Source organism: Flavobacterium litorale (assembly GCF_019613795.1).
Classification (GTDB): Bacteria; Bacteroidota; Bacteroidia; order Flavobacteriales; family Flavobacteriaceae; genus Flavobacterium; species Flavobacterium litorale.
In genome coordinates, this window is sequence record NZ_CP080429.1 from 2,105,058 (window position 1) to 2,127,612 (window position 22,555).

Here is a 22,555-nt window from a genome sequence, read left to right on the forward strand (position 1 = left end):
ATACAGCCATGATTGAACTAGGAAAATACAATACCTTAAAAATAGCGCGCGATACCCAAGTAGGGCTTTACCTTACCGATGGTAATGAAGATATACTACTACCTAATAAATACGTACCAAGAGAATTTGAAATAGGAGAGGAGCTCATTGTTTTTGTATACCTCGATCATGAGGAACGCCTTGTAGCCACTACACTAGAGCCCTATATTTATTTAAATGAATTTGCATTACTACGTGTAAGTTACATTAACAAATTTGGTGCATTTATGAACTGGGGTTTGGAAAAAGACTTGTTTGTACCTTTTAGAGAGCAAGCACGCCCTATGGAAGAAGGAAAGCGCTACTTGGTGTACATGTATCTTGATGATAAGACCAACAGGCTAGTAGGCACAAGTAAAATAAATAAATTTCTGGATAACGAAGCATTAACCGTTGAAGAAGGCGAGGAGGTTGATCTTATTATTTCGCACATTACCGATATGGGTATTAATGTAATTATTAATGAACAGCATAAAGGGTTAATGTACAGGGATGAGGTGTATGAAGATTTGCGTACTGGCGACAGAATGAAAGGCTACATTAAACAAATTCGTACTGATAATAAAATAGACGTGAGTTTGCAAAAACAAGGCTACGAAAATGTAGAGCCTAATGCCGAAAAAATATTGGATGAGTTAAGAGCAAGTAGAGGTTTTTTGCGTTTAAACGATAAAAGCCATCCAGAAGATATTAAAACGGTGCTAAAAATGAGCAAGAAAACATTTAAAAAAGCCATTGGCAGCCTTTACAAACAAAAACAAATCGAAATTAAAGAAGACGGTATTTATCTTGTAAAGTAGATGAGTAATAAAGAGTTTCTTAAAGTATTAGTTATTAGGATAGTGTTACCTGTATTTTTAGTATATATAGTAAACTATCTAACTGAAAAGTATAATATTAAGCTACTTCCGAAGCTAGAAAGGAAAGACGTTTATGCTATTTTAGTGCTAGTTGTTCTCTTCTATTCAGTTAAGGGTATTATTCAGATGGTAAAAGCAGAAATAGAACGTAAAAAAGCTGATAACCAGTAAATACTAATTATCTCCATTTTTTAATGGGATACGAGCCAAACTCGGGAGCTAACTTGTAAACACCATACGGTTTTTTAGAAAACTTGTTGGATAAAGCTATAATAGCAACAGTATCCTTTTTTAAGGTTATGTAGGACGAAGTATTACCATGCCACCAACCATTATGGTAAGCCATTTTTTCTCCACTCTTCCATTCGTTTAGTCGAATGCCCAAACCATAGTTTTTAATACCGCGTCTTTCGTAACTATACCCTTTATAAATCTGTTCTGTTAATTCGGGGCTTAAAAAATCGTCAGAATACGTAGCAAGATCAAATTTTAATAAATCGCGCGGTGTAGAATAAATGTTCTTATCGCCGTATATATTATCTAAAAAATCAAAATCGTAAAGTACATTATTCCCTTTGTATGACATACTAGCAGACTCTTTATGCTTATCATAATCAAAAACATAGGTATCGTTCATGCCCAACGGCTTAAACAAAATCTCCTGCATAGCATCCCTGTAATTCATTCCTGTAAGTTTCTCAATAACAAGTGCTAGCATAGCATAATTGGTGTTACAATAGCCAAATTTTCTGTCAGGACGGAAATACAAATCTATTTTGTGCGTTGCCATCAAATCCAAAATATCTTTGTTGGTAAGCATGCTACCATCCCATATTTTTTCGTCGTAGGTAAAATATTCATACTTAGGTAAACCGCTACGGTGTGTAAGTAGCATTTTAACCGTTATGTTATCATACGGAAATGTTTTTAATACTGTATTTACTTTTTGGTCGAGTTGCAGTTTGCCCTCATCAATAAGTTTCAATACAACAGTAGCTGTAAGCACTTTACTAACCGATGCCACGTGCAATGCCGTCCGCGAATCTATTTTTTGTTTTGTATTTTTATTGGCAAGTCCGCCGTAGCTTTCGTATAAAATTTCTCCATTTTTGGCAACCAAAAAACCACCGCTCAGGTCATTCCTGCGCCATGTTTTTTTAACAAAACGTTCAATTTTACTTATTTTCAGGTTTTTATAGGCAGTACTTACTTTGTTAAGTTTTGTTCTTAGCGGCGACAATCGAGGCATTGTATCTACAACCTTTGCCGCAGGTATATGCTCGGCAAACATTGGTTTTTCCTCCTTACAAGAGAATAAAAGTACTATAAATATGTAGGGTAATATTTTCGTAAACTTCATTATATAATAATATACAAAGTCGCAAATATAACTAACTCAGTCTTTTCTGACGGACTTTTTTTCAAGGTTTAACAATTTAAAGCGTAAATAACGAACTTACTTTGTAGTAATCTTTTGAATAAAAGAGCATTATACCATCTAAAATTTCATTGTGCTTATTTTTATTGAGGTATCCGAAAAATGGCTTATTTTTACAATAAATTAGCAATAACCATGAGTACAATTAATTGGAAAACCGTAAAAGAATTTGAAGATATAACCTATAAAAAATCCAATGGTGTAGCCCGTATTGCATTTAACCGCCCCGATGTACGTAATGCATTCCGCCCAAAAACAACAAGCGAACTTTTTGAGGCTTTTTTAGATGCCCGCGAAGATACTTCTATTGGTGTAGTATTGCTTTCTGCCGAAGGACCATCCTCTAAAGATGGCGTATATTCCTTTTGTAGTGGTGGCGACCAAAAAGCACGAGGCGACCAAGGTTATGTAGGAGATGACGGTATGCACCGCCTTAATATATTAGAGGTACAACGCCTTATTAGGTTTATGCCCAAAGTAGTTATTGCTGTAGTGCCAGGTTGGGCAGTAGGTGGGGGGCATAGCCTCCATGTAGTGTGCGACCTTACATTAGCCAGTAAGGAACATGCTATATTTAAACAAACCGATGCTGATGTTACCAGTTTTGATGGTGGATATGGCTCGGCATACCTTGCTAAAATGGTAGGACAAAAGCGGGCTAGAGAGATTTTCTTTTTAGGAAGAAATTATTCGGCACAAGATGCCTACGAGATGGGTATGGTTAATGCTGTTATACCACATGCACAATTAGAAGAAACTGCTTACCAATGGGCACAGGAAATACTAGAGAAATCGCCTACCTCGATAAAAATGCTAAAATTTGCCTTTAACGCTACTGACGATGGTATGGTAGGGCAACAAGTATTTGCAGGCGAAGCTACCCGACTTACTTATATGACTGAGGAGGCGAAAGAGGGGCGTGATGCCTTTTTAGAAAAAAGAAAGCCCAATTTTAAAAATATTAAATGGATACCGTAACGAATAACAGTAACGATACGAGAGAGGGATATGTAAATAGTTCTATAGATACGCTTACGCTACCTAAGTTCGAAACGGTGGAATTCTCCCCATTACAGTCAGCTTATTATAAAATAATGCTGTTTAATGTTGGTATTGTTCATTTGCTATTGGCTATAGGGTTGGGTTGTGCACTGTATTTTATAAAAAATGTACAACCATATTGGTATGTACTAGTTGCTTTTATAGTAGTTACGCTAGCAGTATCGTTAATAATTTCTAGAATTAGTTTTAAAAAGCGTGGTTTCGCGTTTAGAACGCACGACGTTATATACCGCAGAGGCGTATTGGCTGTTAGCACCATAATAATTCCGTATAACAGAATACAACACGTTGCATTGCACGAGGGCTTGCTATCGCGTAAGCTAGGGCTTGCCACGATAGAGGTATTTACAGCAGGTGGCAATAGCAGCGATGTAGAAATACCTGGTATAGCAAAAGAACATGCCGAAAAAATAAAGCAGCTTTTAGTAGGCAAAATAGTAAAGGAGCAAGCTAATGAAGCCTAGTTTTAATACACCCCAAAGGCAATCGTTAGTTGGTGTAGTGGTAATGTTTACCGATACGCTGCAAAAATCGGTACGGGCACTTTGGCCTGTATTACTACTATGGGCATTTCGTTTTAACGAAATAAACAAACTACACCTTACATTAGGCATTACCATAATAGTATTGGTGTTGGGTGTAATAGCCTATTTAAAATACCACCATTTTACTTTTTTTTTAGATGAAGATAACGACGAGTTTGTAATTAAAGAAGGTATTTTTAATAAAACGCGTACAGCCATTCCTTTAGATAAAATTCAGCAAGTAAACATAAATCAATCCCTTATACAAAGGCTTATAGGTGTACACGCCTTAGAAGTAGATACTGCGGGGAGTAGCAAAAAGGAAGTTGCCATAAAAGCAATTTCGCACAATTTAGCCCTTGCCTTAAAAGAGCGCTTGTTACAATCGGATAAAACTAAAATAAGTACTGATATTGCTGAAAGTACTGTAAATGATGAGAAAGAGCCTTTTATAGCAATAAGCTTTGTGAGCCTCCTAAAAACAGGTATAACATCTAATTACGCCCGAAGTTTTGCACTACTCTTGGCTTTTACAATAACAGTTTTTCAGAATGTAGAAGAATATCTTGATGAGTATACGGTTAGTGAATACATTACAACCGAAGTACTACTTCGGTTTACAACATTTATAGTAATAGGTATAATTGTACTTATTTTACTCATTAACCTCGTACGAACCATATTTAAATTTTTCGATTACAAAATTGCGCAACAACAAAATGCCTTATTACTTTCGTATGGATTGCTAAACACGCGCAATACCATTATACGCCCAGAGCGGGTACAAATGGTTATGGTAAGGCGAAATTATTTTCAGAAAAAGATTGATATACAGGATATAAAAATCAAGCAAACCTCAAATTCCGATGCTGCGAGTAAAGAACAGCAAAAATCGGCTATTGAAATTCCAGGGTGTAGTACATCCGAAAAAGATATATTGCTGCAATTTTTATTAGATAAAGTACCCGAACGTGGTGTGGCGTTAAAACCCAATATCAGAAAAATAATAGTACAAGTAGCATTCTTTTTAGGGATACCATTATCTATTTTCTTCTTCCTAGCCTACTTCGAGAATAATATGCTCTATAATTATAGTAGTTACGTATTGGCATACGTACTTTTTGTTATTGCCTTGATTTATTTCTCGTTTAAAAATACTAGGTTATTTGTAAACAACGATTTCATTATAAAACAAAGCGGTGCTTGGGATGTAGATAACGAGTTTTTAGCACCCCACAAAATACAGGCAATAAAACTAAAGCAATATTTTTGGCATAAAAAAGCCAATATAGGTACCGTAACACTATATACCGCAGGCGGTGCACTTGCTTTTGAGTTGGCAGATTATACTCGGCTTAAACAATTAGTTAATTACTGGACGTATCAGGTAGAAACCACAAATAAAAACTGGATGTAATGGCAACAATAAAAGCGTGGTTAAGTGCAGCACGGCTCCGAACCTTACCACTTTCGGTATCAGGAATATTAGTGGGGAGCTTTTATGCTTTTTCGCAAGGTATGGTAAATTGGTGGATACTATCGTTTGCATTACTTACTACCTTAGGGCTACAAGTGCTATCTAACTTTGCTAACGATTATGGCGATGGTGTAAAGGGAACCGATAACGAAAACCGAATTGGTCCGCAACGCGCCATACAAAGTGGTGCCATAACCGTTGCAGCCATGAAAAAAGGGATTATACTAACAGCCATACTCACACTATTTACTGCCATAACACTAATTTACCTCTCTTTTAGTAAAGAAAATTTTGGGTACTCATTGCTGTTTTTCTTCTTAGGCTTGGCAGCTATAATCGCAGCCATAAAATACACAGTAGGTAATTCAGCCTACGGTTACAGGGGGTTGGGCGATTTATTTGTGTTTCTATTCTTTGGCTTAGTAAGTGTATTGGGTTGCTATTTTTTATTTTCGAAAACATTAGATTACTTTATTGTGCTACCCGCCATAGCTATAGGTTTACTTAGTGTAGCAGTGCTCAATCTAAACAATATGCGCGACCAAGTATCCGACGCTATATCGGGTAAAAATACTTTAGTAGTAAAACTAGGAGCCGAAAAAGCAAAAGTTTACCATTACCTGTTATTAATAATTGCTTTGTTTTTGGTATTGGTTTTTGCCGTACTCAAAAAATTTCAGGTACAACAGTACTTATTTTTAATAGCTTACATACCTTTACTGTTACACTTAAAAACAGTAGTAAATAACAAAATACCTAAAGCATTAGACCCTGAGTTGAAAAAAGTGGCATTAAGTACCTTTTTGCTCTCGGTACTTTTGTGTATTGCATTACAATTATAGTATAGATAGTTAACCAAAAATAGAACGATATGAAAATTACATTTTACGGACACGCCAGTCTTGGTATAACAATAGGCGATACTAACATAATAGTAGATCCTTACATTACGGCTAACGAAAAAGCAAAACATATTGATATTAATCAGCTTAAAGCAGACTATATACTAATTACCCATGCACATGCTGATCATGTTTTGGATGTAGAAGCTATTGCCAAAAATACAGGTGCAACCATAGTATCTAACTACGAAATAGCAAATTATTACGAAAATAAAGGTTTTAACACGCACCCTATGAACCATGGTGGTAGTTGGGATTTTGATTTTGGTATTGTAAAATACGTTACCGCTATACACTCTAGTGTTTTTCCAGACGGTACCTATGGCGGTAACCCTGGTGGTTTTGTTATAGAAGGTGAACGTAAAAACATATACATAGCGGGCGATACAGCTTTAACATATGATATGAAGTTAATACCGTTACGCACAAAACTCGACCTTGCAATACTGCCTATTGGAAGTAACTTTACCATGGATGTAGAGGACGCAGTTGTAGCTTCTGATTTTATAGAATGCGATAAAATACTAGGATGCCATTATGATACATTTGGTTATATAGAAATAGACCACGAAGCTGCCAAAAAGAAGTTTTACGATAATAATAAAGATTTGATGCTGTTGGATATTGGAGGCTCAATAGAGCTATAATATGCATTACTGTTTTTGGTACTCTTAACCTAAATTTTATGTTAACGGCAAATTATAAAAAATACGTACTCAATTTTAAGCGTCCCAGCGGAACATCTCGCGGTGTTTTAACCGAAAAAGAAACATGGTTTATTATACTCGAACACGATGGTAAACGTGGGATAGGGGAGTGTGGTATATTACGTACTTTGAGTATTGACGACCGACCTGATTATAAAGAAAAATTACGTTGGGTTTGTCAAAACATACACCTAGGCGAAGAACAATTATGGAACGAATTAACTGAATTTCCATCCATACAATTTGGTGTAGAAATGGCTTTTAGGTCACTAAATAGCCAGTCACCTTTTCTGTTATTCCCCTCCGATTTTACATCAGGCACTAAAAATATTCCAATAAATGGTTTGGTCTGGATGGGCGATGAGCCCTTTATGAAGCAACAAATTAAGGAGAAACTAGCACAAGGTTTTAACTGCATAAAATTAAAAATTGGAGCTATAGATTTTCAGAAAGAACTCGATTTGTTGGCTTTTATGAGAGCTAATTTTGATGCTAAAACTATAGAAATTCGTGTAGATGCTAACGGTGCTTTCATTGCAAATGAAGCTTTAATTAAGTTGAATCAATTATCTGAATTTGAAATACATAGTATTGAGCAGCCTATTCAAAAAAATCAGACTGACAGTATGACAGAACTATGTTTGAACACTCCAATTCCTATTGCTTTGGATGAAGAACTCATTGGTGTGTTTGGAACTGAAAATAAAAGAATATTACTAGAAAAAATAAAACCACATTACGTTATTTTAAAGCCTAGTTTAGTAGGTGGTTTTCGTGGCACACAAGAGTGGATAACCGCTGCCGAAGCATTAGGCATTGGTTGGTGGGTAACATCGGCGTTGGAGAGTAACGTAGGTTTAAACGCTATTGCACAATGGACATTTATGCAGCATAACCCAATGCCACAGGGTTTGGGTACAGGAGGATTATACACCAATAATTTTGATGCTCCGCTCGAGGTTATAAATGGTACATTGCATTACAACAAAAACATGGCTTGGCATGTTGATTTGTAAGTGTTAAATTATTAGTTTGTAAATACTAATTGTCGTAAATTTATACTGAGCTAAATTGTCAATTATTTAATATTCTATTATAGAATAATTAGCATATTAAACCATTTAGAGTTTGTAATTTTAACCTGAGCTAAACAACAAACTAAATACAATTATTATGGAAAGTATAATCTACTACGAAAGAGGTGTAAATGCGAGTGACGCGGTATCCTTTGAACAAGCCGCTATCGAGTTTGATAAAGAAACTAAAAAGAATGAGGAGCTTTCTTGTAATCAATTACTTAAAAATATATTGAAAACAAATTTAAGCTTACTAAAGCTCAATCATATTAGTAACGTATTATCTTTTTACTAAACACCACGCATACAATTACCAAAAAAGGTTCAAAGTGAGCGATTACCTCATTTTGAACCTTTTTTCAATTTATAATAAAACTACAATACTAGTACTTACCGCTAAGCAAAGCACCGCCCATAGGTATTTTAGTATGTAAGTTTAGCTTTTTTAACATCTCATATGTAGTACAAACCGCAGCAGAGGTTACTGGTATGCCAATTTCTTTTTCTATGGCATCTATAGCTTCTAACGATGGCATTTGTACACAGGCAGAAGCTACCAGTACATCTACGCCTTCCAAATTTAATCTTTTATAGATATCAAGCAAATTCATCGGGTTTTGCGCTGCTACTTCCAAATTATCAGGTATTTCCAATGCTATGGAGTCAACCACTTCAAAACCCTGATGTTCTATATAATCAACCACCAATTGCGTAAGCGGTTTCATGTAGGGTGTAATAACCGCTACTTTTTTAGCGCCTAAAACATCCAGTCCGTTAATTAAGGCACCTGCACTGGTTACAATAGGGGCAGGGGCATCGTTTTTAACGGTTTGTTCGTACAAATTGGTTTCTGACACACAGTGGTAACCGCGCCCCATGCTCATAATAGCTACTAGGCAGGCATAGCCCATCACATCTACCTGTGCGTCAGATAATTCTAAAGCACACTTTAGGCTTTCGGCATCCATAGCTTCCAATTCTTCTTTAGTTACCTTTTTCATGCGCATTCGGCTCGAATGGAACGTAAACCTCTCAGGCGCTATGGTTTCGCGCGAGCGGAACAATGCGGGTATCTCCGTTTCCATCGTAATATTGGAGCTGGGTACTATTTGCCCTATTCTGTATTTCTTAGACATTATAATGCTTATTTGATAATTTGTTTATTTAATCTATATGTAACCGTGATAACTGCGACTAACTGCAAACCAATACTAAATTTCTTTAGCATCTACTACGGTATTTACAAGCGTACCAATACCCTCTACAGTAGCCTCAACTACATCGCCCGGCCACATAAACGCCTGTGGCGTTCTTCCTGCGCCTACACCTGCTGGTGTACCTGTAGCAATAATATCGCCCGACTCGATAGTAAATACGGTACTTATATCGTTAATTAAATCATTAATGTTGAATAACATAAATTTAGTGTTGGAGTTTTGTCGTTCCTCACCATTCAATTTTAGTGAAAGATTCAAATTGTGCGGATCTTCAATTTCGTCCTTGGTAACCAATACAGGTCCCATAGGGGCAAAAGTATCTTGCCCTTTAGATACAATCCATTGCCCGGAACGACGACAATCTCTGGCACTTACATCGTTGATAACAGTATAACCGTAAACATAGTCCATAGCTTTATCTTTGGGTACATTTTTACCGTATTTACTAATAATTACAGCAAGTTCTACCTCGTAATCTAATTGTTTCGTAAGGTCTTGATTGTGCACAATATTTCCGCCAAGCCCTGTAACGGCTGTAGGTGGTTTTGAGAAGATAACAGGCTGTTGTGGTAAGTCTTTAGAAGTATCTAACGACCTTGCCGATTCTGCCACGTGCTCGGTGTAGTTTAACCCGATACCGATAATGTTTTTGCGTGGTCGGGGTATGGGCGCCATAAGTTTAGCATCAGCTAATAATAGAGAGCATTGCCTTAATTCTTCTGCTGAAGCATCGTTTATTAGCTTTGTAGCTTTTTCGATGCCTTCATCGCCCATATCGATAAAATCGAGCATGTTATTTGGTAAAGCACTATTTTTTAGTTTACCCAATTGCTCAGCGTTAATAACCCTGTCCTCTTTTATAAAACCCAGTTGCGAATCGGTTTCGTTTATTTTATAAGTAACTAATCTCATTACGTTGTTATATAGTTTTTGTTATTCGTTGTTTTTATTCAATGGTTTGGTGTCCGTCGGGGTGTGCTTTTTCTTGGTATAAGCCTAATGAGGTTATAACGGGTAAATCGTTAAACGAGAACAAGCAGGCATCTTCAGTATCTGAAAGATTTACGTGTTCGTGATACACCCATGAGGGTACACAGAAAATATCGCGCTCTTTCCAATCGAAACGCTTACCGCCTATAATGGAATATCCTTTACCTTTTGCACACTGATATACGAACGACCCTGTATGTTTGTGTGCTTTGGTATGTTCGCCGGCACGCAGTAGTTGCATAGAGGCACCCATAGTTTGCATTACATGACCTCCGGTAGCAGGATTGGTGTACTGCATTAAAATACCATCGTAAGGTGAACCTTTGTGTACTTTAGCAGCTTCTAGTAAGGCAGGATATACTTTTTTCCAAGAATATTTAAACAGGGGAGAGTAAGGCTTATTCCATTCTTGGTCGGCAGGCACAATTCCTACACCACCATAGGCTAATGGCGAAAAATTTTCTGGTGCAGTAAGTTCTTGGTTACCGTCTAACACAGCATAATCGTTTGCCTCTAAAGCATTAACTAATGGAATATCAAGCCCATCCTGCCAAATACAGGTTTTGCCATCTTCTGCAACACCATGCTCGTGCCAAGTACTGTTTGGGGTAATTACAAAATCGTTTACCTCAAGCGTTATTCTGTTACCATCTACAACGGTATAACCGCCTTCGCCTTCCATAATAAAACGGAGCGCGGCAGCTTTGTGCTTATGTGCTGGTGTACTTTCGCCTGGTTGTGTTACTTGTATGCCCGTATATAGCCACCCTACGGCAGCACTTACATCTTTACGCTTATCGTTAACAAGATACACTACGCGCCTGCCTGCTTCTCCCGGTGTTACCAGTTCGGCTGATTTTAGCACTAAACTTCGTAAATCGTCATATTTCCATAACATGGGTATCGATGACGGACGTGGTTCCCAAGGTTCAATATCGTTGGCAACCTTCCATAATGCTCCTGCACCTAAACTGTCCAGTTTTTTATAATAAGCTTCTAGTTCTGGGGTGTCCTGCACTCTGGCGCGACCGTATGCGGTATCGTCGTGTTTTGTTTCCATACTAGTTCGTTTTTGGTAGTTAGTACTATTTTTATATTTCTTCAGATGCGTTGTTATCTGTAAAAGTAATGTTTTTCTTGGGAGCCGTATTTACCCTTAAATCGAAAATATCAAAGCGGTTGTAATGCCCTAATATATCGTGCATTTGCTTTGGTTGTATACACTTTGATAAATCGATATCGGCATATACAATACCTTCTTCGTCAATAAGTGGCTCGCCTATGGTAGCCCCGTTAGGACCCAAAAAACCAGTAAAGGCACTATTTTTACGAGTAAGCAATTCTTCTGCATTCGGTACATCCTCTTTCATTACATCTATAATCTCTTTGGTAATTGTAGAACATGATACTATAGTAAATAATTTTCCCTCAAACGAGTGTGCTGCCGCCCGTATTTTTATTGCCTCTGCCATGTTGTAATCGGGTGGGGCAACGGGTAACGATATATAATTGGCTATATGGATTAGCTCGCCCTGTGTAAGCAAGGTATAACGGGCTAATGTATTGGTGTTTTCGCCACAGGCTAATGTGCCTATCGGACCAATTTCGGTATTATACACTTTAAGTGATGAACCATCGCCACCCGTCCAAGTTAACTTTTCTGCCCAAGTAGGTACTAATTTTCGGTGTTTACCAATTAAGTTTCCTTTGTTATCTATAATTAAATTGGTATTGTAGAGTTCGCCCATACTTTGTCCGCGCTCGTTTACACCAATTACCACATGGCAATTATGTTCTTTAGCAGCTTCGCAAAGTCTGTCCGTTTCAGGACCAGGTACCGTAATTGAGTTTATATATAACTTTTCGTACCATTTGCTACCTTGTACGGGCGTCATAATCCAGTTCCAGTAAGGATAGCCTGCTACAAACACCTCAGGGAAGGCAACTAACGAAGCACCGTTATTAGCTGCTTCGGCTATTATAGCACACGATTTTTCTACTGTGGCATCTACGTCCAGAAAAACTGAGGAAGCCTGTACAGCAGCCGCTTTAAATTTTGGTAAATCTAACATTATAGTGTAGTTATAAATTTTGAACTAAGAATTTTAAATTCTTGAGCTTATGATTAATATTCTTACTTGGTATGCAAACTGCAATGGAATACTGTTTACTCGTTTACTATATATTTTTTAAGTATTGTTCGCATAGCATCAGGAAAACTACTTGCTTTTATACCTTTTCTATCGTCCAGAAATTCCACTCGAACTAAGGTTACTTCGCCCTCAAGGCAAACAGAGCCATCTTCGTGCTCAAATTTAAATCCGCAATGCATAGAGGAGCCTCCAAGGTTTTTAATCCAAAGGTATTTCGTTAATTCATCGCCCAACCGTGCTGCTTTTTTAAACTGCACTTTTAAATCTACTGTTGGAATGCCACCTGTTTCGTGCAGGTTTTTAAAGGGCATATCTAAAGCTTCGGCATAAAAATCCTCTACCAAATTGTTCAGCATTTCTAAAAAGCGGGGATAAAAAACAATCCCTGCATAATCTACGTGCTGAAAGCGTACACTTTCTTTTTTTATAAATGCGTTTTCCATTACGCTTGTGCTGTATTTTTAAGTTTAAATCGTTGTATTTTTCCTGTTTCTGTTTTTGGTAGTGCATCTAAATAGCACACTTTACGCGGATATTTGTACGGTGCTGCCGATGCCTTAAACCAGTCTTGTATCTCTTTAGTAAAACTATCGCTAGCTTTACTCTTGTCTTTCAGTACAATGTGCGCGCATACTAGCATTCCTCTGTCTTCGTCGGGTATGCCTGTTACAGCACACTCTTCAACAGCATCGTGCATCAGTAATACATTTTCTACCTCAATGGCTGAGATGTTATAGCCTGACGAAATAATCATATCATCGCCACGTGCTACAAACCAGTAATATCCATCTTCATCTTTACGAAAAACATCACCCGTAATATTCCAGCCGTTTTCTACATATTTTTGTTGTCGTTCTTCGTTTGCCAAGTATTTACAGCCTGTAATACCGCGTACGGCTAAACGTCCTTCTTCTCCAACGGGGGCGTTGTTACCTTGCGCATCTACAATCTTGGCTTCGTAACCTCGAATGGGTAGCCCTGTAGCACCTTTGCGCATGGTATCCTCGTTAGACGAAATAAAGATATGCAATAGTTCTGTAGCACCAATGCCGTCGATGATTTTTAACCCTGTGGCATTATACCAATCATCCCAAACTTTTTCGGGCAACGTTTCGCCAGCCGATACGCATTTACGAAGCGATGCTATGTTGTAGTCGGCTACTTTAGTGGTTAATATGCGCCACGCTGTAGGGGCTGTAAAACAAATTGTGATTTTATAGTCTTGTATGGCTTTAAGCATATCGTCGGCAGACGGTTTTTCCATTAAAAAACTCGATGCTCCGTAATAAAACGGAAATAATACTAATCCGCCTAAACCGAAAGTGAAACCCAATGGTGGGCTGCCAATAAACACATCTTTGGCGTTTGGTTGCAAGGAATATTTAGGGAAAGCCTCGCATATGGCTAACATATCTTTATGATAATGCGCCGTCATTTTTGGTTTGCCTGTAGTACCTGATGTAAAGCCAATAATTGCAACCGAATCGGATTTTGCAGGATAATTTTTAAAAGTAGTTGGTTTGTTTACTATTAATGTTTCTAATTTTTTAGGATTTTTCTCTGTACCATCAAACGAAACAATGTGTTTTAAGTACGATGATTTTACAGCTAAGAGTTCATCCTCCAGCCTGTAATCACAAAACGCATGCGATATTTTAGCATTGTCTGCTATTACGGTAAGTTCTTTTTCACGGAGCAAGGGCATAGTAGCTACCGCAATGCCACCCGCTTTTAAGATACCAAACCAACACGCCACATACATAAGGTTATTTGCCGAACGAATTAATACACGGTTGCCCGAAACAAAACTTAAATCATCCACAAGTACATTTGCTATTTGGTTGGCTTTTTCGTATAAATCGTTATATGTCCAAGTACTATCAAATGTTTGCATGGCTATTGCATTGCCATTACCTTCCTTAATGTGTCTGTCAAGCAGATATTCAACACAATTTAAGTTTTCTGCAAACTCAAAATCACTGTTCCCAGTTATATAATTAGGCTGTAAATCCAATGGCGGGAGGTTATCGTGTGCAAAGTTATCGTCGTAATGTTTCATAGTTCTACGATATTTTTATTTGAGTAATTGGCTGATGAGTGAGTTTTCTAATACTTTAACCATTTTATCCATTTCTTCGTCTAGGTCATGTGAGTACGCATTTGGTGGCATTGCAACTTCTATCTCTCTGCCCAAAAATGTTATTACATACGGAGGGAAACCTTTTTTACTTTTGCATCTTAAAGTTTTTTTAGCTGTCGCAAACATTTCTTTCGCATTCTCGCTACCATATTCTTTTTCAATAGTATTGGCTGTTAATTTTACGAGTTTTTCATTGTCCGCGAATCCAGATGGGAAAACATGAGGTAGAAGATAATCTAATGCTTTTTTGTTATTGCCTAATGCTATATAGTTTTTGGCATATAGTTGTGCCATATATATATCGTTTTCTGCATAAGCGTTGCCGCAAAAATGATAGTATGGATATTTTTCAGTTAGTTTTAAATATTTTATCGCTTCATTGTAATTTTCAGATTCGTGTGCTATATAGGCTAATCTTAGGCAAGCCCTGTTTTTGTAATTTGCATAAGCTTCTCCCGTAAGACCATCTTCGTTGTATGGTCCATTATCGCTGGCATCACTTTTTAATATCTCAATAAAAGTATCTTTTGCAGCATCATATTCTAGCTCGTATTCAATTTCAGCTTTATTATTTAATGCCATAAAATAAAGCTTGGACTCAGGGTAATTCTCAATAAGTTCGTCAAAATATTCAAGTGCTTGCTCTAGTATTTTTTCTTTGAGTTTTGCCGATGACTCCAGTATAAATTTGCGACTTATCTTTAAACTATCAACTTCTTTATTTTTGCTGTGTATTTTGAGTTTGTGGTGATAAGCTTCGTAAGACGCTTCATAAAAACCAATACCCTTGTAAAATAGTGCGGTATCTTCATTACCATTTGGCTCATCTTGTGCATTACAGGTGAGCGATATAATTAATCCAAATAGTAAATATACTTTTTTCATAGCATTGCTACTTTTTATGCGTTAATGGCTTTAATGCTTTTTTCATATTTTCCATAGTACGGCGTTGCCCTGCTATATAAGGGTAAAAGTGTGGTACTGCCGACATATACGGTTTGGGTATGCCGAGTTCTTCAATATTATTCGCCTTATATTTTTCGTAGGCTTGTGCATTGCGTACAAAATAGGGGTCGAGCAATAAAGTTTTGCCCAGAGCTACTAAATCAGCACGCCCATTTAGTAATATGGTGTTAATTTGGTCGATATCCTGAATATACCCTGCCGTAATGGTAGGTACATTCGCTTCATTACGAACCATATCCGAGAATGGTGTTTGCCACATCCTGCCAATAGCGGGTTTTTCGTGTGCTACGGTTAACCCTGTAGAAACGTTTATAATATCGGCACCTGCCTCTTTAAATGCGGTTGCAATAGCCAGTACATCGTCTTCGGTAATGCCATTTTCTGCCCAGTCGGATGCCGAAATACGTACCGACATTGGTTTTTCTTGCGGGAATGCCTCACGCATAGCCTTAAATACGCGTAATGGGAATTTTAAACGGTTTTGGATGCTTCCGCCGAATTCATCTGTACGAATATTGGTAAGTGGCGATAGGAAAGAGGCTAATAAAAATCCGTGATGTGCCTGTAGCTCAATCATATCAAAACCTGCTTTGTTGGCATTTTTTGTAGCATTAACAAACTCGGTGGTTATGGTATCCATATCGGCTATCGTCATCTCCTTAGGCGTACCCATTTTTTCGCTAAACGGAATTGGTGAAGCCGAAATTAATTCCCACGGATTATTAATAGCTTCGTTTTTATAATCCCAATAATATTGCATAGCTCCTTTACGCCCCGAATGCCCTATCTGAATACCTATTTTAGCGGTACTGTTTTGATGCACAAAATTAACAACACGTTTCCATGCAAGAGTTTGTTTTTTAGACCATATACCCGCACAACCTAAAGTAATTCTACCAGTAAGCGATATGGCTGCAGCTTCGGTTAAAATTAATCCTAAACCACCTGTAGCACGCGACCCGTAGTGCATTAAGTGCCAATCGTTCACCACGCCTTCCTCAGCCGAGTATTGCTCCATCGGGCTCATCACAATACGGTTATCAAGCTCCATTTGTCGCAACTTGTAAGGGGTAAATGCAGCAGGTGTATGTAAGTTGTTATTCCCTTCTTTTTTATTAAAAGCTTCCAGTACTTTTTGCGTGAATGAAGCATCGCGTAAGCCTAAATTTTCAAACGTTACTTTTTTAGCACGCGTCATGGTGCTAAAGGCAAATTTCATAAAATCGTGTTGCATGTGCCTGTCCATATGCTCAAACCAATCGAGCGATACGTTGGCAGCGTGCTGTATCATTTCTACACGGTTACGGCGCAGTTTTTCGTAATTCTCAAAAACAGCGGGTATATTGTTGGTGTGTTTTATAACCGAATCGGCAAGTGCAATGGCACATTCCATAGCCAGCTTAGTACCCGACCCGATAGAGTAGTGGGCTGTTGCTTTGGCATCGCCCAGTAATACAATGTTGTCTTTATGCCATTTTTTATTGGTAATGGCAGGGAATTGCCTCCAATGCGAACGGTTAGATATTAAACCATGCCCGTCCAACTCTTCTTTAAATAGTTCGGATAGTTTGGCAATGGTAGCCGCTTCATCAGTAACATCAAAACCTGCTTTTTGCCAAGTTGCATCGGTAGTTTCAAATATCCAGGTACTCATGCCTTCCTCATATTGGTACGTATGGGCTACAAAGGTACCGTAAGGCGTACTTCTAAAAAAGTAGGTAAAGGCATCCAGCGGTCGGGTAGAACCCATCCACACAAATCGGTTGCTCTTCATTTCGACTTCTGTACCAAAGTCTTCAGTAAACTGCTCGCGTATACCGCTGTTAATACCATCGGCAGCCACTATAATATCAGCATCGGAGAATTGTGAAAGGTCGGTAACATTGGCTTCAAAATGCAGGGTAACGCCTACATCGCGGCAGCGTTGTTGTAATAACTGTAGTAGTGTTTTACGCGAACAACCACAAAAACCGTTACCTGTTATACGCACTTTTTCGCCATCGCGTGCTACATCAAGCTCGTCCCAATAGGCAAATTCACTCCTAATAAGGTCGTATGAATCAGGGTCGCGGGTAAGGAATTCACTTAAGGTTTCATCAGAGAATACAACGCCAAAACCAAAGGAGTCGTCGGCTTTGTTACGTTCGTACACGCTTATATCATACTCTGGCTTTGCCTTTTTTAAAAGTATCGAAAAATATAAACCTCCAGGACCTCCGCCTATTACTCTTATTTTCATTGTGTTATATTGGTCTTTTTATTGAAAAAATTTCGCCTAACCCTGCGTAGTTAGAGCCTGCTAGGCGTGCCACAGGCTTGTAAACGTCTAAATTTATTCTAAGATTATCCGAAAGTATTGCATCATCTATATGAAACATGACAATGCGCCCTATCATTACCGTTGCACCACCATTTTTATGATCTTCTAAGCTATAATGGTGTACGAGTTCGCACTCAAAACTTACGGGGCTTTCTTTTACGCGTGGTGGTTGTACTAAAACCGATGGCTCGGGTGTAAGCCCTGCATAGTCAAATTCGCTCTCGTTAGGAGGTAAATTTGCTGATGTATTGTTCATCGCTTTTACCAACTCCATGGTAGCAAGATTAACCACAAACTGCTTGGTAGCTAATATGTTGTTGAGTGTATCTTTATTTTTATTGCCAGTACGTACCGTAGAGAACATAATATGTGGCGGATCTTCGCCTACCGCATTAAAAAATGAGAAGGGTGCAAGGTTGGTTGTACCGTCTTTGCTAATGCTCGAAACCCAACCTATAGGACGTGGAATTATGGTGCCTGTAAGTAATTTGTAAACGTCTTTCTGACTGGCTTTGGATGGGTCGAGTTGCATGGGTAATGTTGTTTATTACAAATAAAAGAAATTTTATCAGGTATAATTTAATTTATCGACAACTAAATTACATTTTTTTAAATTTTATGTAAATAAAGTTACAAATACTGTAGAACGCGGATAACACAGGTTAGGCGGATGAACGCAAATTTTTGTTTTGAACTGTCATTGCGAGTGCAGCGTAGCGAAACGTGGCAATCTATTTTATTAATTTTTTATTATAATAATTACAAATGGAACACGAATAACATGAATTGGGCAGATGAGCTCAGGTTTTTGCTTTGGACTGTCATTGCGAGTGGAGGGTAGTGGAATGCAGCAATTTATTTTTTAATTAATCTCTTTTTTTTAGGGTTAGATTTTTCTGATTAACTAATAGGCGAAACAAAATTTATGAAAAAAATAATGCTCAAAAGTATTCTCACGGTATGTATATATTTTCCATTTATTATATTTTACCTTGCAATTCCTTAATATCATCCCTCAACTTAGCGGCTTGTAAAAAATCTAAATCTTTGGCTGCTTTTTCCATTGCTTTACGTTTTTCACGTATTAATTTCTCAATGTCGCCTTTTGCCATATAGGTCGTATCGGGTTCGGCAGCGTGTTTTGGAGCTTCTTCGGTAGCATACGTAATACTGTTTTTACCTAACGAGTTCTCTATTTTTTTGTTTAGTGCTGTGGGGGTTATGTTATTGGCTGTATTATAATTGTGTTGTTTTTCGCGCCTGTAAGTAGTTTCGTCTATGGTGCGCTGCATGCTATCGGTAATTTTATCGGCGTACATTATGGCTTTACCGTTTACATTACGGGCGGCACGCCCTACGGTTTGGGTTAACGAGCGCGTACTACGCAAAAAACCTTCCTTATCAGCATCCAATATGGCTACTAACGATACTTCGGGTAAATCCAACCCCTCGCGTAATAGGTTAACGCCAATAAGTACATCAAACAGCCCTTTGCGTAAATCTTGCATTATTTCTACGCGCTCAATCGTATCTATATCACTATGGATGTAACGGCAGCGTATGGCTACTTTGGTTAGGTATTTGGCAAGCTCTTCTGCCATACGTTTGGTTAGTGTGGTTACTAACACACGTTCGTCTAGTTCTACACGCTGCTGTATTTCTTCAATAAGGTCGTCTATCTGGTTTAGGCTTGGGCGTACTTCAATTACGGGGTCGAGTAAGCCTGTAGGGCGTATTACTTGCTCTACATATACGCCATCGCTTTTTTGCAACTCATAATCGGCGGGGGTAGCACTTACAAATACTACCTGATTTTGCATGGCTTCGAATTCCTCAAACTTTAAAGGGCGGTTATCCATAGCAGCAGGCAGGCGGAAGCCATATTCTACTAAATTCTCTTTACGCGAGCGGTCGCCACCATACATGGCGTGTACTTGGCTAATGGTTACGTGGCTTTCGTCGATAACCATTAAATAATCGTCAGGGAAATAATCGAGTAAACAGAACGGTCGTGTACCAGGTTGCCTTCTGTCCAGATAGCGCGAGTAATTCTCGATACCCGAGCAGTAGCCTAGCTCGCGTATCATTTCGAGGTCGAAATTGGTACGCTCTTCCAGTCGTTTTGCTTCGAGGTGTTTGCCTATTTCTTTAAAATAATCTACCTGCTTCACTAAGTCTTGTTGTATTTCCCATATCGCTCCCTGTAGTACATCGGGGCTGGTTACAAACATATTGGCAGGGTAAATATTCAATTTTTCATATTTCTCTATTACCTGCGCTGTTTTGGCATTAAATGCTTCTATTTCTTCAATTTCATCACCAAAAAAGTGAATTCGGAACGGATCATCGGCATAACTTGGGAATACCTCAACGGTATCGCCCTTGATGCGGAATGTACCTGGTAGAAATTCGGCTTCGGTACGCGAATATAAACTTTGTACTAAACGGTGCAGTAGTTTGGTACGACTAATTACTTGGTTGCGTTCTATAGAAACTACGTTTTTCTGAAATTCTACGGGGTTACCAATACCGTACAAACAGGATACTGAGGCTACTACTAGTACATCCCGACGCCCTGAGAGTAGAGAAGAGGTGGTACTAAGGCGCATTTTCTCTAGTTCATCATTTATAGAGAGGTCTTTTTCTATGTACAATCCGCTTACGGGTATATAGGCTTCGGGTTGGTAATAATCGTAGTAGGATACAAAGTATTCTACGGCATTATCAGGAAAAAATTGCTTGAATTCGCTGTATAATTGTGCTGCTAGTGTTTTGTTATGTGCTAGTACTAGGGTTGGTTTTTCTACTTTTTCTATAACATTTGCCATAGTAAAGGTTTTACCCGAACCTGTAACGCCTAAAAGGGTTTGGAATTTTTCGTTAGCGTTAATGCCATCACTAAGTTGTTTAATAGCAGCAGGCTGGTCGCCCGTTGGTTTATAATCAGATACTACTTTGAATTTCATGTTGCAGTTTGTGCTTTTCTACAAATATAACGAATAGTTTAGCGCGTAGTAATAGCTGTAGTATAACAGTTTGCGAATACTTTATTGTAAAAGAAAATTAATCGAAACATTCCATAAGTAACAAATCTCCTTCACGATGCTCTATGGTTACAATACCATCGTTTAACGCCTCATTGCTACTACCTGTACGGTACCCTAAGGTTAACGCCTCGTTAGTGAGCGGGTATTTGAGGTTTCGGGTTGTAATACCTTTTGCTGTACCTACTGGTATTAACGAAAGTGGAGTAGTAGCGGTATACCATTTGTTGAACTTTTGCGGGAGTTGGAAAATTTTGCTATGGTCGTCCAACAACACAATTTTTAATTTTTCACGATATCCTACAATGGTAGTTATATTGGTTATAGTATGGTCGGCACGCTTGCCTGTAGCCCAAATAACATTTACTGCAGGAAATCCGCGATTTATAAGGTAATCAAATGCTTTTTCGAGGTCTGTTTTATTTTGGTCGGGCGTATGTACTATTTCTAGCGGATATTGTAATTCGCGGTAGGCTTCAGGGTCGAAATTACGGTCGAAATCACCCAGTAGTACATCTACTTTAATGCCTAAATCGACTACGCGTTGTATGGCACTGTCTAAAACAATAACCAATGGTGACCATTCTAATAACTGATCCATGAGGTTTTTACTGCACGCTGCACCGTTGGCTATTATTAATGCAGGCTCTTGGTCGTCGCGTACTATATGGTGGGATGACATAATTATATAGTTTATGTAAAAATAATATAAATAAAAATTTATATACTATAACGGCTATTACCAATTTATTGATAATAGCCGCATATTGCTAAAAAGGTATTTGAAATAGTTCTCTTTATTGAATAATATATTCTACATAATCTACTTCTGAAAGCTGAAAATAGCCAAAAGGATTGTTGTTTTCATTAGTCTCATTTATAAGGTTTCCACGAATGGGGGCGGGTGTTGTTTGAAATGGTCCGCTACCTGCTCCTCCTTCTATCATAGTAATAACGAGTTCCATATAGTTATAATATCTTCTAGATATTCCTGATAGTTTAATGTTTAAATCATCTCCGCTCTTTATGTTATCGTCTATATATAGTACAGACATTAAATTACCATTACTAAACTCATCATCTAATGCTGTATATTCGGGATAAGGAATTGCATTGGTACTGAACTTTGATAAGTAATAATTTTCTGCTGTTGGGTCATCTTGAAAAAAGGCTTCAATTTCTATAGCATCTCCAGAAAAGCCACTGTCATCTTTTTGAGTTATATTCTCAATACTAGACACAGGGTACATTTTTTCGGTAGCTGTATATGTTTCATTATTATAAATAATAGTAAGCTCAAAATTATTACCTATAATTGGCTCAAAATTAGTACATATATATTCTCCTGTACCTGGTACTGTTTCAATAAAGTCAAATACAGATCCGTTATCAGTGTTAGTAATAAAAGCCGTAGCACCTGAAACGGTTGGTACTGTTTCTTCGTAATATCCTGTAGAAGTTGTAAGTTTTATAACTTGTTCGTTACCAGGTGTACCTTTAACCCAATCTATAGAGGCATCTATTACAAGCTTGGGATCTTCGGTATCTAAATCAAGATTTACTACTTCTTCACACGAAATGAAGAGTATAGTAGTCGCAAATAATAAGATAAATTTAATATTTTTCATAATTATATATTT

The 22,555-nt window shown here is 37.9% G+C and carries 21 protein-coding genes; 8 read left to right on the forward strand and 13 right to left on the reverse strand.

All coding sequences use genetic code 11. The features are described 5' to 3' along the window. Positions 1-8 precede the first annotated feature (8 nt). The gene (locus tag K1I41_RS09520) at positions 9-839 is read left to right on the forward strand and encodes a CvfB family protein (protein WP_220640122.1); all 831 of its coding nucleotides are present in this window, start codon (positions 9-11) and stop codon (positions 837-839) included. Between the two features lie 238 nt (positions 840-1,077). Here the strand turns inward: K1I41_RS09520 and K1I41_RS09525 are convergent, their stop codons facing one another. Then, a complete protein-coding gene (locus K1I41_RS09525) occupies positions 1,078-2,259 on the reverse strand; it encodes a serine hydrolase domain-containing protein (protein ID WP_220640123.1) in 1,182 nt (393 codons plus the stop codon). A gap of 213 nt (positions 2,260-2,472) precedes the next feature. Here K1I41_RS09525 and K1I41_RS09530 point away from each other — a divergent pair, with 213 nt between their 5' ends. From K1I41_RS09530 to K1I41_RS09560, 7 genes are all read left to right on the forward strand, one after another. After that, positions 2,473-3,315, forward strand: coding sequence for a 1,4-dihydroxy-2-naphthoyl-CoA synthase (locus K1I41_RS09530; RefSeq protein ID WP_220640124.1), 843 nt, complete (start codon positions 2,473-2,475; stop codon positions 3,313-3,315). Next, entirely contained in the window at positions 3,303-3,863 is a 561-nt protein-coding gene (locus K1I41_RS09535; RefSeq protein ID WP_220640125.1) for a PH domain-containing protein, read from the forward strand. The genes K1I41_RS09530 and K1I41_RS09535 overlap by 13 nt, the downstream gene beginning before the upstream one ends. Further along, the gene (locus tag K1I41_RS09540; RefSeq protein WP_220640126.1) at positions 3,853-5,340 is read left to right on the forward strand and encodes a PH domain-containing protein; all 1,488 of its coding nucleotides are present in this window, start codon (positions 3,853-3,855) and stop codon (positions 5,338-5,340) included. The genes K1I41_RS09535 and K1I41_RS09540 overlap by 11 nt, the downstream gene beginning before the upstream one ends. Then, positions 5,340-6,242, forward strand: coding sequence for a 1,4-dihydroxy-2-naphthoate octaprenyltransferase (menA, locus tag K1I41_RS09545; protein WP_220640127.1), 903 nt, complete (start codon positions 5,340-5,342; stop codon positions 6,240-6,242). The genes K1I41_RS09540 and menA overlap by 1 nt, the downstream gene beginning before the upstream one ends. Positions 6,243-6,271: 29 nt before the next feature. After that, positions 6,272-6,949, forward strand: a complete 678-nt coding sequence (locus K1I41_RS09550) for a metal-dependent hydrolase (protein ID WP_220640128.1) — start codon at positions 6,272-6,274, stop codon at positions 6,947-6,949. Positions 6,950-6,987: 38 nt separating this feature from the next. Beyond that, the gene (locus K1I41_RS09555; protein WP_220640129.1) at positions 6,988-8,025 is read left to right on the forward strand and encodes an o-succinylbenzoate synthase; all 1,038 of its coding nucleotides are present in this window, start codon (positions 6,988-6,990) and stop codon (positions 8,023-8,025) included. Positions 8,026-8,182: 157 nt separating this feature from the next. Then, the gene (locus K1I41_RS09560; protein ID WP_220640130.1) at positions 8,183-8,380 is read left to right on the forward strand and encodes a hypothetical protein; all 198 of its coding nucleotides are present in this window, start codon (positions 8,183-8,185) and stop codon (positions 8,378-8,380) included. An 88-nt stretch (positions 8,381-8,468) separates the two neighbouring features. Here K1I41_RS09560 and K1I41_RS09565 read toward each other — a convergent pair whose 3' ends face one another. The 12 genes from K1I41_RS09565 to K1I41_RS09620 all read right to left on the reverse strand — a co-directional run bounded on the left by K1I41_RS09565 (position 8,469) and on the right by K1I41_RS09620 (position 22,543). Then, positions 8,469-9,221, reverse strand: coding sequence for a maleate cis-trans isomerase family protein (locus tag K1I41_RS09565; RefSeq protein ID WP_309508840.1), 753 nt, complete (start codon positions 9,219-9,221; stop codon positions 8,469-8,471). 75 nt (positions 9,222-9,296) lie between these two features. Beyond that, the gene (locus K1I41_RS09570; protein ID WP_220640131.1) at positions 9,297-10,214 is read right to left on the reverse strand and encodes a fumarylacetoacetate hydrolase family protein; all 918 of its coding nucleotides are present in this window, start codon (positions 10,212-10,214) and stop codon (positions 9,297-9,299) included. Between the two features lie 34 nt (positions 10,215-10,248). Next, positions 10,249-11,352, reverse strand: a complete 1,104-nt coding sequence (locus K1I41_RS09575; RefSeq protein WP_220640132.1) for a cupin domain-containing protein — start codon at positions 11,350-11,352, stop codon at positions 10,249-10,251. A gap of 31 nt (positions 11,353-11,383) precedes the next feature. Continuing rightward, positions 11,384-12,364, reverse strand: coding sequence for a carbon-nitrogen hydrolase family protein (locus tag K1I41_RS09580; RefSeq protein WP_220640133.1), 981 nt, complete (start codon positions 12,362-12,364; stop codon positions 11,384-11,386). A gap of 95 nt (positions 12,365-12,459) precedes the next feature. After that, positions 12,460-12,888, reverse strand: coding sequence for an acyl-CoA thioesterase (locus K1I41_RS09585; RefSeq protein WP_220640134.1), 429 nt, complete (start codon positions 12,886-12,888; stop codon positions 12,460-12,462). Beyond that, on the reverse strand, positions 12,888-14,504 hold the full coding sequence (locus tag K1I41_RS09590; protein ID WP_220640135.1) for an AMP-binding protein: 1,617 nt from the start codon (positions 14,502-14,504) through the stop codon (positions 12,888-12,890). The genes K1I41_RS09585 and K1I41_RS09590 overlap by 1 nt, the downstream gene beginning before the upstream one ends. A 15-nt stretch (positions 14,505-14,519) precedes the next feature. Next, positions 14,520-15,470, reverse strand: a complete 951-nt coding sequence (locus K1I41_RS09595; protein WP_220640136.1) for a tetratricopeptide repeat protein — start codon at positions 15,468-15,470, stop codon at positions 14,520-14,522. A 7-nt stretch (positions 15,471-15,477) separates the two neighbouring features. Next, a complete protein-coding gene (locus K1I41_RS09600) occupies positions 15,478-17,790 on the reverse strand; it encodes an oxidoreductase (protein WP_220640137.1) in 2,313 nt (770 codons plus the stop codon). A gap of 4 nt (positions 17,791-17,794) precedes the next feature. Next, positions 17,795-18,403 (reverse strand): flavin reductase family protein, encoded by a 609-nt coding sequence (locus K1I41_RS09605; protein WP_220640138.1) that lies wholly within the window; start codon positions 18,401-18,403, stop codon positions 17,795-17,797. A gap of 448 nt (positions 18,404-18,851) precedes the next feature. Beyond that, positions 18,852-20,837: an excinuclease ABC subunit UvrB gene (gene uvrB, locus K1I41_RS09610; RefSeq protein WP_220640139.1), complete on the reverse strand. Its 1,986-nt coding sequence runs from the start codon at positions 20,835-20,837 to the stop codon at positions 18,852-18,854. A gap of 97 nt (positions 20,838-20,934) precedes the next feature. After that, a complete protein-coding gene (locus K1I41_RS09615) occupies positions 20,935-21,597 on the reverse strand; it encodes a thiamine diphosphokinase (RefSeq protein ID WP_220640140.1) in 663 nt (220 codons plus the stop codon). 115 nt (positions 21,598-21,712) lie between these two features. Continuing rightward, on the reverse strand, positions 21,713-22,543 hold the full coding sequence (locus K1I41_RS09620) for a DUF4249 family protein (protein WP_220640141.1): 831 nt from the start codon (positions 22,541-22,543) through the stop codon (positions 21,713-21,715). Positions 22,544-22,555 lie beyond the last annotated feature (12 nt).